This is a genomic window from Streptococcus sp. 2018162, assembly GCF_019754175.1.
In the GTDB taxonomy this organism is placed as follows: Bacteria; Bacillota; Bacilli; order Lactobacillales; family Streptococcaceae; genus Streptococcus; species Streptococcus hashimotonensis.
Genome location: NZ_JAIJZP010000001.1, coordinates 329,286 through 341,362 on the forward strand (window position 1 = coordinate 329,286; position 12,077 = coordinate 341,362).

Annotated in this window: 13 protein-coding genes; 11 read left to right on the forward strand and 2 right to left on the reverse strand. The window is 41.9% G+C overall.

The features are described 5' to 3' along the window. Positions 1-8: 8 nt before the first annotated feature. Both K5Q22_RS01525 and K5Q22_RS01530 read right to left on the reverse strand, forming a co-directional pair. Positions 9-209: a hypothetical protein gene (locus tag K5Q22_RS01525; RefSeq protein ID WP_105121496.1), complete on the reverse strand. Its 201-nt coding sequence runs from the start codon at positions 207-209 to the stop codon at positions 9-11. A gap of 13 nt (positions 210-222) precedes the next feature. After that, complete coding sequence (locus K5Q22_RS01530) at positions 223-411, reverse strand: helix-turn-helix transcriptional regulator (RefSeq protein WP_002942681.1); 189 nt, start codon at positions 409-411, stop codon at positions 223-225. Positions 412-677: 266 nt separating this feature from the next. Between K5Q22_RS01530 and rsmH the strand changes: the two genes are divergently transcribed. From rsmH to K5Q22_RS01585, 11 genes are all read left to right on the forward strand, one after another. After that, complete coding sequence (gene rsmH / locus K5Q22_RS01535) at positions 678-1,628, forward strand: 16S rRNA (cytosine(1402)-N(4))-methyltransferase RsmH (RefSeq protein WP_205013325.1); 951 nt, start codon at positions 678-680, stop codon at positions 1,626-1,628. A 10-nt stretch (positions 1,629-1,638) separates the two neighbouring features. Further along, positions 1,639-1,962 (forward strand): cell division protein FtsL, encoded by a 324-nt coding sequence (gene ftsL / locus K5Q22_RS01540; RefSeq protein WP_024384544.1) that lies wholly within the window; start codon positions 1,639-1,641, stop codon positions 1,960-1,962. Next, positions 1,962-4,211: a penicillin-binding protein PBP2X gene (pbp2X, locus tag K5Q22_RS01545; protein WP_205013324.1), complete on the forward strand. Its 2,250-nt coding sequence runs from the start codon at positions 1,962-1,964 to the stop codon at positions 4,209-4,211. The genes ftsL and pbp2X overlap by 1 nt, the downstream gene beginning before the upstream one ends. A gap of 1 nt (position 4,212) precedes the next feature. Further along, on the forward strand, positions 4,213-5,211 hold the full coding sequence (gene mraY / locus K5Q22_RS01550) for a phospho-N-acetylmuramoyl-pentapeptide-transferase (RefSeq protein ID WP_024376390.1): 999 nt from the start codon (positions 4,213-4,215) through the stop codon (positions 5,209-5,211). Between the two features lie 216 nt (positions 5,212-5,427). Then, complete coding sequence (locus tag K5Q22_RS01555; RefSeq protein WP_024406634.1) at positions 5,428-6,771, forward strand: DEAD/DEAH box helicase; 1,344 nt, start codon at positions 5,428-5,430, stop codon at positions 6,769-6,771. A gap of 17 nt (positions 6,772-6,788) precedes the next feature. Next, the gene (locus K5Q22_RS01560; RefSeq protein WP_002936682.1) at positions 6,789-7,013 is read left to right on the forward strand and encodes a DUF4059 family protein; all 225 of its coding nucleotides are present in this window, start codon (positions 6,789-6,791) and stop codon (positions 7,011-7,013) included. A 13-nt stretch (positions 7,014-7,026) separates the two neighbouring features. Beyond that, positions 7,027-7,944 carry a thioredoxin-disulfide reductase gene (gene trxB / locus K5Q22_RS01565; protein WP_205013323.1) on the forward strand — a complete coding sequence of 306 codons (918 nt, stop codon included), beginning with the start codon at positions 7,027-7,029 and terminating at the stop codon, positions 7,942-7,944. Positions 7,945-7,953: 9 nt separating this feature from the next. After that, positions 7,954-8,493 carry a DUF177 domain-containing protein gene (locus K5Q22_RS01570; RefSeq protein ID WP_172078276.1) on the forward strand — a complete coding sequence of 180 codons (540 nt, stop codon included), beginning with the start codon at positions 7,954-7,956 and terminating at the stop codon, positions 8,491-8,493. Between the two features lie 96 nt (positions 8,494-8,589). After that, positions 8,590-10,017 carry an NADP-dependent phosphogluconate dehydrogenase gene (gndA, locus tag K5Q22_RS01575; RefSeq protein ID WP_002942698.1) on the forward strand — a complete coding sequence of 476 codons (1,428 nt, stop codon included), beginning with the start codon at positions 8,590-8,592 and terminating at the stop codon, positions 10,015-10,017. 81 nt (positions 10,018-10,098) lie between these two features. Further along, positions 10,099-10,788 (forward strand): DNA-binding response regulator, encoded by a 690-nt coding sequence (locus K5Q22_RS01580; protein WP_012027645.1) that lies wholly within the window; start codon positions 10,099-10,101, stop codon positions 10,786-10,788. 89 nt (positions 10,789-10,877) lie between these two features. Beyond that, positions 10,878-12,008 carry an AI-2E family transporter gene (locus K5Q22_RS01585; RefSeq protein WP_105183464.1) on the forward strand — a complete coding sequence of 377 codons (1,131 nt, stop codon included), beginning with the start codon at positions 10,878-10,880 and terminating at the stop codon, positions 12,006-12,008. The last annotated feature ends 69 nt before the right edge of the window (positions 12,009-12,077 follow it).

Consider the following 12,077-nt stretch of genomic DNA (forward strand, 5'->3'; position numbering starts at 1 on the left):
ACTCCTATTTACTTACGACGAAAAATGAGTGGCAGGTAAGATAATCCTAGGAAGTAGACAGTTCCAGCAATCAATACTTTCACCCAGAATGTTGCTTGGCTGATGGTGTGCAGGATGTCTGCTCTGCTATTGCCCCAAAGCTGAAAGAGGACAAAGAGCGGGATAAAAATAAGGGTAGAGATAAGGGCTTTGCGTGTATTCTTTTTCATGATATTTTCCTTTCTATTCATTCCAAAAGAGGCTGTTAAGATCGGTCTGTAAAGCTTTGGCTAGGTTGATACAGAGGTCTAGCGAGGGATTGTATTTGTTATTTTCAATCATGTTGATGGTTTGCCTGGATACGCCGATGGCTTTGGCAAGATCCAGCTGGGAAATCCCTAGCAGTAGGCGATAATCTTTGACACGGTTCATTGGTTCTCCTTTCGTGTAAAATATATGCGACATTCTATGGTAAAGAGAGAGGATAGACTAGCTATCCTTAGGCACGATGTCAATTATATGCGACAGTTGATTGTAAAAAATGAGGGAGACCTCCCTGTTGATGTCAACTATATGCGACATGTTTCTTTACTGTTAGTATATACCTGTTCATATAAGTTGTCAACTATATTTGACAGTTTTTTTGTAAAAAGTTTGCAACAACTTTTTATTTTAATTTGTGGTACAATAGAAAAGATATGACCAAGAAATTTAATCACACAACTGTTCTCTTGCATGAGACAGTCGATATGTTAGACATCAAACCAAATGGAATTTATGTGGATGCAACGCTGGGTGGAGCAGGGCATAGTGAGTATCTGCTCAGTCAGTTGACGGATGGGGGGCATCTTTATGCCTTTGATCAGGATCAGACTGCTATTGATCATGCCCATATTCGCTTGGCATCCTACATTGAAAAGGGACAAGTGACCTTTATCAGGGATAATTTCCGCAATCTCAAGACTCGCTTGGCAGAGCTAGGTGTAACAGAGATTGATGGGATTTGTTATGATTTAGGAGTGTCTAGTCCACAGTTGGATGAGCGGGAGCGTGGCTTTTCTTACAAACAAGATGCTCCGCTTGATATGCGGATGAATCGAGATGGTCAGTTGACAGCCTATGATGTGGTCAATAACTATGACTATCACGACTTGGTACGAATTTTCTTTAAATATGGTGAGGATAAATTTTCCAAGCAGATTGCTCGTAAGATTGAACAGGCGCGTGCGGTCAAGCCGATTGAAACAACGACTGAGTTGGCAGAGCTGATCAAATCTGCCAAGCCAGCCAAGGAACTTAAGAAGAAGGGGCATCCTGCTAAGCAGATTTTCCAAGCTATTCGGATTGAGGTCAACGATGAGTTGGGAGCAGCAGATGAATCTATCCAGCAGGCCATTGACTTATTGGCTCTGGATGGACGGATTTCTGTTATTACATTCCACTCTTTAGAAGATCGTTTGACCAAACAACTCTTCAAAGAAGCAAGTACGATTGATGTTCCAAAAGGTTTGCCATTTATTCCAGATGATTTGAAGGCGCCGCTTGAATTGGTCAATCGTAAGCCTATCTTACCTAGTCAAGAAGAATTAGAGGCAAATAATCGCGCGCATTCAGCTAAACTGCGTGTAGCTAAGAAAGTACATAAATAGGAGAGAGTCTATGTTGCAAGAAAAACGTAGAGAAGCCACTATGCGGGTTATCGGTGATAAAATTAGAACCTTCACACGTGTAGAAAAAGCCTTCTATTCAAGCATCGTATTATCTGGATTAGCCCTTGCCATAGGAATTATCTTTATGCAAACGCGGCTTTTGCAGCTTCAATCTGGGATGGCCAAAATCAATCAAGATATTAGCCAAAAACAGATTGAAATCAACGATGCAAAGCAAGCTGTCAATGAATTGACACGTTCAGCTCGATTGATGGAAATTGCTGAAAAAGCTGGATTAACTTTTAATAATGACAATATTGGAGTAGCCGAATAATGCCCAGAAGAAATAATAAACTCTTGCGGTATGTCTTGAAAAAACGATATGTTCCGTCAAAAAATCGTCGAAGAGTAGGACAGAGCCTACTTCTTTTGACGGTTTTCGTCTTTTTTCTCTTTTTAATCAACTTTGCCTATATTATCGGCACCGATAGTAAATTTGGGGTGGATTTGTCAGAAAGAGCTGATGCGGTACACCAGCGTGAAGTTACCGTTCAAGCTAAACGGGGGACCATATACGACCGTACAGGAATTCCTATTGCAGAAGATTCAACGACCTATACAGTCTATGCCATCATTGACACAGAATATGTGTCAGAACTGAAAAAAGTTTTGTATGTGCAGTCTTCTCAGTTCAGCAAAGTAGCAGAAATCTTTAAAAAGCATCTCGGAATGGAGACGGCTTATGTTATGGAGCAGCTGAATCAACCTGAACTGAAGCAGGTATACTTTGGGACCTTAGGTAAGAATATCTCCTATAGTACGATGTCTTCAATCCAAGAAGAGATGAAGGCGGCAGGTATTGAAGGGATTGCCTTCAATGCTAGTCCAGGACGGATGTATCCGAATGGAAATTTTGCTTCAATTTTTGTCGGGTTAGCTAATCCGGTTGAAAATAAGGATGGTAGTCATAGTTTACAGGGTGTGAGTGGTTTGGAATATTATCTGAATGATATTCTAGCTGGTCAAGACGGAAAGGTTATCTACGAGAAAGATAGCCAAGGTCGTGTCCTACCTGGGACAGAAAAGGTTGAAACGGAGACAGTAAATGGGCAGGATGTCTATACGACCATTTCAGCCGATCTGCAACGTTCTCTTGAAACCAATATGAATACCTTCTTTGATAACGCCAAAGGGCGATATGCGAATGCAACTTTGGTTTCAGCCAAGACGGGTGAAATACTGGCGACGACCCAAAGGCCAAGCTATGATTCAGATACCAAAGAAGGTCTGGGACAAGAAGGACTGCTAGAGCGGTCACTCTTATACCAAGAGGCCTTTGAGCCTGGTTCAACAATGAAGGTGCTAACAGTAGCGTCAGCTATCGATAATGGAACCTTTGACCCAAATGCCTATTATACCAATAATGAGTACGTTATCGCAGACGCGAAAATCAATGACTGGACCCTCAATGCAGGTTATTCAGCTGTGACTCTCAATTATGCGCAAGGCTTCTCCCTATCCAGTAACGTTGGGATGACCTTATTGCAGCAACAGATGGGAGATGAAAAATGGCTAAATTACCTCGCTAAATTCCGCTTTGGCTACCCAACGCGTTTTGGTATGGGGGACGAGGCACCAGGAATGGTACCAGAGGATAACATTGTTTCTATCGCCATGTCATCGTTTGGTCAGGGTATTTCTGCAAACCAGGCACAGATGCTTCGTAGTTTTACCGCCATTGCGAATAACGGTATTATGCTAGAGCCTAAATTCATCTCAGCTCTTTATAATCCTAATACAGATACAGCTAGAGTTTCTTCGAAAGAAGAAGTGGGAAATCCAGTTTCTGAACAAGCTGCCGATGATACACTTCGCTATATGATTAATGTCGGTACTGACCCTGTTTATGGTACGCTCTACTCACATGACTTACAGGGGCCTGCAATTCAAGTTGATGGCTATGATATTGCAGTCAAATCAGGTACGGCGGAAATTGCCAGTGAAGATGGTCAAGGGTACATTAAAGGTGCCTACATCAACTCTGTAGTAGCCATGATCCCTGCTGAGGATCCTGAATTTATCATGTATGTGACCATTCGCCAACCGGAAGTTTTGAATGTCCTGTCTTGGCGTGACATTGTCAGTCCTACATTGAAAGAAGCGATGCTGTTGAAAGACAATCTGAATCTGGATTCACCTGCACCAGCATTGGCACAGGTCGTTAATGAGACAGAGTATCGATTGCCAGACCTCATTGGTAAGGCACCAGGCGAGTCGGCTGAGGAACTTCGCCGTCAATTAGTTCAACCAGTTATCCTTGGAAACGGTGCTGAAATTAAAAAAGTTTCAGTCGAAAAAGGAAGCAACGTAATCGCCAACCAACAGGCTCTACTCTTGACAAATAAATTCGAAGAAATGCCAGACCTGTACGCAATTACCAAAGAGAATATGGATATATTTGCTGAATGGACTGGTATCGAAGTGACCTATAAAGGAACGGGTTCAAAAGTGGTCGACCAAAGTGTAGAGGTCGGTACCGCTTTGAATAAAACAAAGAAAATAACAATAACCTTAGGAGACTAACATGCAATTCGCACTTATGTCGGGATTGGTCGCTTTTCTAGCAACCGTTCTCTTAATCCCACGATTTATTACATTTTATCAAGCCAAACGCATCGAGGGCCAACAGATGCACGAAGATGTGAAACAACATCAGTTTAAGGCAGGTACACCAACAATGGGGGGGACAGTTTTTCTCGTTGTTGCGATTCTTGTCAGCTTGTTGTTTGCAACGGCCTTTCAACTGTTGACGGGTGGTGTCCTTGCCATCCTCTTCATCCTTGCCCTTTATGGTGTAGTAGGATTTTTGGATGACTTTTTAAAAATTTTCCGAAAAATAAATGAAGGTCTTAATCCTAAACAAAAGCTTGCTCTACAAATTTTAGGAGGTATTGTCTTCTACTTTGTCCACGTAAGAGGAGCAGGTGGCGGAGAATTGAATGTATTTGGTCACATGATACATTTGGGAGTTCTCTATTTCCCATTTGTTCTGTTCTGGCTGGTCGGTTTTTCAAATGCAGTTAATTTGACAGATGGTATTGATGGATTGGCTTCTATCTCAGTTGTTATCAGCCTTCTAGCTTACTCTGTCATCGCCTTCAATGAGCAAAAATTTGATATTCTTCTAGTTTGTGTGACCATGATTGGTGGCTTGCTCGGTTTCTTTGTTTATAACCGTAAACCAGCGAAGATTTTCATGGGGGATGTGGGAAGCTTGGCTCTCGGTGGTATGTTGGCAACTATTTCAATTGCCCTCCGTCAGGAATGGACCCTCCTCCTTATCGGCCTGGTCTATGTCATTGAAACGTCCTCTGTTATGTTGCAGGTTTCATATTTTAAATACACCAAAAAACGCTTTGGAGAAGGTCGTCGTATCTTCCGTATGACTCCTTTCCATCACCATTTGGAGCTTGGAGGTTTGACCGGAAAAGCTGAAAAATGGAGCGAGTGGAAAGTTGACTTTTTCCTCTGGTCAGTCGGCCTCATCATGAGCTTGATTACCCTAGCTATTCTTTATCTATAAAATGTCAGAAACAGCAGAAATGCTGTTTTTGTGCTATAATAGAAGGCAGTATAATTAAGAACCTGTATTCACAGTTCAATGTTTCCATATAGGACTAGTTTTCAAACTACTCATCGTTAGTTTTTTCAAAGTACAATCGGTAAAACGACTTTATTAGCGAAAATGATTTCTTATATAAGCACTTTGCTTGTGAATACAGCTTCCAAAGAGGGAACTATGAAATTTACAGATATGAAACTCAAGCCTTATATTCAGGAGGCTTTGAAAGAAATTAACTTTGTCCAGCCGACAGAAGTTCAGGAGAAATTGATTCCTGTTGTTTTGTCAGGGCGAGACTTGATAGGGGAATCAAAAACAGGTTCGGGTAAGACCCATACCTTCTTGATTCCGATTTTCCAAAAATTAAATGAGGAATTGGACCAAGTTCAGGCTGTTATTACAGCCCCATCTCGTGAACTGGCTACTCAAATCTACCAAGCAGCTCGTCAGTTAGCCAGTCATTCGGACATCGAAGTTCGTGTGACCAATTATGTTGGCGGTACGGATAAGAACCGTCAAATTGACAAGCTTCAAGCTGGGCAGCCTCACATTGTTGTTGGGACACCAGGGCGTATCTATGATTTGGTCAAATCAGGTGACCTGGCTATCCATAAGGCCAAAACCTTTGTGGTTGATGAGGCAGATATGACCTTGGACATGGGCTTTTTAGAAACAGTTGATAAGATTGCTGGCAGCCTGCCAAAAGACTTGCAATTTATGGTCTTTTCAGCGACCATTCCGCAGAAACTCCAACCGTTTTTGAAAAAATACTTGTCCAATCCAGTCATGGAACAAATCAAGACCCATACGGTCATTTCAGATACCATTGAAAACTGGCTGATTTCAACCAAGGGGCGTGACCGTAATGCTCAAATCTTGGAAGTAACCAAGCTCATGCAACCATATTTGGCCATGATTTTCGTCAATACCAAGACACGTGCAGATGAATTGCATAGCTATTTGACTGCGAATGGTCTACGCGTTGCAAAGATTCATGGGGATATTCCTCCACGTGAACGCAAGCGGATTATGAACCAGGTGAAGAACTTGGATTATCAATACATTGTAGCGACAGACTTGGCAGCACGTGGTATTGACATTGAAGGTGTCAGCCATGTCATCAATGATGCCATTCCGCAAGACCTTTCCTTCTTTGTTCACCGTGTGGGGCGCACAGGTCGTAATGGTTTATCAGGCATTGCCATCACCCTTTATCAGCCAAGCGATGATGCAGATATTCGAGAGCTAGAAAAACTCAATATCAAATTCTTGCCAAAAGAAATGAAAAATGGCGAATTTGTCGATACCTACGACCGTGACCGCCGTGCTAACCGTGAAAAATCTCGTGAAAAACTAGATTTGGAAATGATTGGCTTGGTCAAGAAGAAAAAGAAAAAAGTTAAACCAGGCTACAAGAAGAAAATTCAATGGGCTGTTGATGAAAAACGTCGCAAGACCAAGCGAGTTGAAGCGCGTGCAAAAGGTCGTGCAGAACGTAAAGCCAAGCGTCAAACCTTTTAAAGTAATCGAGGAAAAAGATGTTACAAAACATTCTAAGTTTTTATTTACAAGGATTGCTAATAGCTTCCTTGTTGATTATCACTTCTAGTCTGGTCTGGTTTATCTGGCGTGCGACAAAGGGTGTAGATAAAACCTTGCAAGAACGACAAGATTTCTTGTTTGATTTGTTGATGATTAATGTGATGACAATCCCCATTGCGGCTTTTGGAGTAGTGGGAATCTTATTAATGTTTAAAGCGTAGAAGGAAAAAGTATATGTACGATACAGTTGTAATTGGTGCGGGTCCTGCGGGGATGACTGCAGCTCTTTATGCAGGGCGTAGCAATTTAAAGGTAGCTCTTTTGGAACGTGGTATTTATGGTGGTCAGATGAACAATACCGCGGAAATTGAAAACTATCCAGGCTATGACCATATTTCAGGTCCAGCCTTGGCTGAAAAAATGTTTGAACCCTTGGAAAAATTCGGTGTGGACCATATTTTTGGCACCCTAGTCCGTATCGAAGAAGAAGGACAAATTAAGAAAGTGATTACTGAGGATGGTGTTTTGGAGACAAAGACAGTCGTTCTAGCCATGGGGGCAAAACACCGTTTGTTAGGTATTCCAGGTGAGGATACTTACAATAGCCGTGGTGTCTCATATTGTGCAGTCTGTGACGGCGCCTTCTTCCGTGGGCAAAAACTCTTGGTTGTAGGTGGTGGAGATTCTGCCGTTGAAGAAGCGCTCTTCTTGACACAATTTGCGGAATCTGTGACGATTGTTCATCGACGTGACCAACTTCGTGCTCAAAAAGTCATCCAAGATCGCGCCTTTGCCAATGAAAAAATTAACTTCATCTGGGATAGCGTAGTCGAAGAAATCAAGGGGGATGACTTACGTGTACAAAGCGTGGTTATCAAAAATGTGAAAACTGAAGAAGTCAGTGAACTTGAGTTCGGTGGTGTCTTTATCTATGTCGGTCTGGATCCGATGACTGATACCGTTGCGGACTTAGGAATTACAGACGAAGCTGGTTGGGTTATCACTAATGAAAAGATGGAGACGACTCAATCAGGCATCTATGCCATCGGTGATATTCGTCAAAATCAACTTCGTCAGATTGCAACGGCAGTTGGAAATGGTGCAGTTGCTGGACAAGAAGTCTATAACTACATTACAGAACTAGCTGAATAGGGGAATACAATGTTTCATATTTACGATATTCAGAAAAATCCAGATGGAATCTCCTTTGATAAAACCTTGGATTTACAGGAAGAATTGCAAGCTCGAAATGGTGAAGTTCTAGGCTTGTCGCCAGTCCAAGTCACTGGAAATATCCGTTTTGAATCAGGTTTCTTTTTCTTGGACTATCAGATGACTTATGATATTACCTTGGCATCCAGTCGTTCTCTGCAACCAGTTGTTTTGCATGAGGTCCAAAACGTCAATGAACTCTTTGTTGCCAATGAAGCAGTTCTTAAAGAACAAGATTTGATTGATGAGGATATGGTGCTGGTAGTAGAAAATGACCACATTGTCCTTGATGAGAGTGTAGCAGATAATATTTTACTGGCTATACCAATCAAAGTCTTGACACCTGAAGAAGAAGCTGGACAGGAACTACCATCTGGTCAAGCTTGGGCTTTAATGACTGAGGAAGATTTTCAACAAAAAGCTCAAGAGAAAAAAGAAGCCAATAGTCCTTTTGCCCAATTACAAGGGTTGTTTGGCGATGAGGACTAACTCAGATTGGCAAGATAGTTAAATTATCTGAAAATTCTTGTCAATTTTAAGCTTTCGGTGTATAATAAAAGAGATACAAATTAGAGGAGTAAACAAATGACTAAAGCAAATTTTGGTGTTGTAGGGATGGCCGTTATGGGCCGCAACCTTGCGCTTAACGTTGAATCACGTGGCTATTCAGTAGCCATTTACAACCGCTCTGCTGATAAAACAGAAGATGTTGTTGCAAGCAACCCAGGTAAAAACTTGGTACCAAGTTACGATGTGGAAAGCTTTGTGGCATCAATCGAAAAACCACGTCGCATTATGCTTATGGTTCAAGCTGGTCCTGGTACAGATGCAACCATTCAAGCGCTCTTGCCACACTTGGATGAAGGCGACATCTTGATCGATGGTGGTAATACTTTCTACGAAGACACTATCCGTCGTTCAAAAGAATTGGCAAACTCAGGTATTAACTTCATCGGTACAGGTGTATCTGGTGGTGAAAAAGGAGCCCTTGAAGGTCCATCTATCATGCCTGGTGGTCAAAAAGAAGCTTACGAATTGGTGGCAGATGTCTTGGAAGAAATTTCAGCAAAAGCACCAGAAGATGGAGCACCATGTGTGACTTATATCGGTCCAGATGGAGCTGGTCACTACGTAAAAATGGTACACAACGGTATCGAGTATGGCGACATGCAATTGATTGCGGAGTCTTATGACCTCATGCAACACTTGCTCGGTTTGTCAGTGGATGAAATGGCTGACATCTTTACCGAGTGGAACAAAGGCGAATTGGATAGCTACTTGATTGAAATCACAGCAGATATTTTGAAACGTAAAGACGACCAAGGTCAAGATGGACCAATCGTTGACTACATTTTGGATGCGGCTGGTAACAAGGGGACTGGTAAATGGACAAGTCAATCATCACTTGACTTGGGTGTGCCATTGTCATTGATTACAGAATCCGTATTTGCTCGTTATATCTCAACCTACAAAGATGAGCGTGTGGCAGCAAGCAAGGTCCTTCCAAAACCAGCTCCGTTTGCATACGAAGGCGACAAGGCTGAATTGGTAGAAAAAATTCGTCAAGCATTGTACTTCTCAAAAATCATGTCTTATGCACAAGGCTTTGCACAGTTGCGCGTAGCATCTAAAGAAAACAACTGGAACTTGCCATTTGGCGAAATCGCAAAAATCTGGCGTGCAGGTTGTATCATCCGCGCTCGCTTCTTGCAAAAAATCACAGATGCCTACGGACGTGATGAAGACTTGGCAAACTTGCTCTTGGATGAGTACTTCCTTGATGTAACAGCTAAGTATCAACAGGCAGTTCGTGATGTTGTTGCCTTGGCAGTTCAAGCAGGAGTTCCTGTACCAACATTCTCAGCAGCTATTACCTACTTCGATAGCTATCGTGCTGAAAACTTGCCAGCGAACTTGATTCAAGCACAACGTGACTACTTTGGTGCTCATACTTATAACCGTAAAGATAAAGAAGGAATCTTCCATTACGACTGGTATAGCGAATCAAAATAGAAAAGATGGGCGTGGAAGCGCCCTTCTTTCTAGTCATAATACGATTCCTACACCATTTGAAAGAATAGAAAAGGATGGACAATGGCTAAGAAAATTTTGATTGCTGGTAAAGAACGCAATCTCTCGCATTTTGTTTCCATGGAATTGCAGAAAAAAGACTATCTTGTTGATTATGCATCGACAGGGAAAGAGGCTATGTCCTTGGCACATGAAACGGATTTTGACTTGATTCTGATGAGTTTTCAGCTTTCAGACATGTCCAGCAAGGAATTGGCTACAGAACTGTTAGCGATAAAACCAGCCACGGTCATGATTGTGGTAGTTGAGCCGACAGAAGTTAGTCAATATGGGGAAGAAGTCCTCTCTTATGCTGTTTCCTACGTAGTGAAGCCCTTTGTCATCAGTGATTTAGTGGAGCAAATCTCTGCGATTTTTCGTGGTCGTGATTTTATTGACAATAACTGTAAGCAGGTTCACATGCATGCGGCCTATCGTGATTTGAAGGTTGATTTTCAAAATCGAACAGTGACTCGAGGTGATGAATTGATTAATTTGACCCGCCGAGAGTATGATCTGTTGGCGACCTTAATGAATAGCCCAGAGCCTGTTAGTCGAGAACAACTTCTTGAGCGTGTTTGGAAATATGAAGCGGCTTCTGAGACCAATGTCGTCGATGTATATATTCGCTATCTACGTGGTAAACTGGATTTGCCACATCAAGATTCATATATTAAAACGGTTCGTGGTGTCGGATATGCCATGCGCGATTGATTTAGAGTAGAGAGGAGGGAAGCTTTCCCTCTTTCTTTTTCTATAAGCGTGTGATAAAATAATAGCCAATAAGTAAGAATGGAAAAGTTATGAATACATCATTTAAAGAAAAAGTCATATTGATACTCTTATCTGGAGCGACATTGTTAGCTGTTCTCAACTGGTCTAGTATTTATGGGGCTATTCAACAATTATTAGGCAGTATGAACTCGCTTTTTATTGGAGCTATTTTCGCCTTTATTCTCAATGTTCCCATGAAAAAATTAGAAGATCAGTTTGAAAAAATTTCTTTTTTAAAGAAATCCAAGCGGTCTTTGGCAATTGTTGGAGTATTAATTGGATTTGCTTTAATTGTGACAGGACTGGTGGTGATTGTTCTTCCTACATTGGTGACGACTGTTTCAGAACTGGTTTCGGTTAGCAGCACAGCCATTCCAAAATCGGTAAATGCCCTAACTAATTTTCTTGAATCAAATGGTCTCTTGTCGGGACAAATCGGAGATCAGATTGCCAGCTTTTTGGATCAGTTGAAGAATTTGACACTTATTTCAAGTTTGGTCACACCAATTTTATCTGGCTTGGTGTCCAATGTGACGGGGATTTTTTCGAACACTATGACGTTGATAATGGCTTTCTTCTTTACTCTAGCGATTTTAGGGAGCAAGGAACACTTGCAGGCGATGACGAGAAAGTTCTTGCAGGCTACCTTGCCAGAGAAGGCTGTCAGAGTAGTGAACTATATTGGAGAAGTTGTTGTTGATACCTATGACCGATTCTTGATGAGTCAGATTGTTGAGGCGTGTATCATTGGGACGCTTGTCTTTGTTAGTTATTCGCTCTCAGGAATTCCTTATGCCAGCATGGCTGGTATTTTGGCTGGGGTCCTATCATTTGTACCTTATATCGGTCCCTTTTCAGCGTGTTTGATTAGTGCTCTCTTTGTGGCGGTGCAAAATCCGCTGTTGGCACTCTGGTCTATCGCCCTTTTCCAGATTATTCAGCTGATAGAAGGAAATGTTATCTATCCGCGCGTGGTTGGTCAATCAGTAGGTCTTCCGACCCTCTTTACCCTGGCTGCAGCCTTGATTGGTGGTAATTTGTTTGGCCTACTTGGTATGGTCTTCTTTACACCTATCTTTGCGGTTGTCTACCGCCTGGTTCGTGAATGGGTTGCCAGTCGATTGAAGAAGCAAGATGAATTATTGGTAGAAAGTGAGTAATTCTCGCTTTCTTTTATTTTTGTCATTTTTATGCTATACTGAAGTGATAAAGTTTATGTAGGAGAAAGA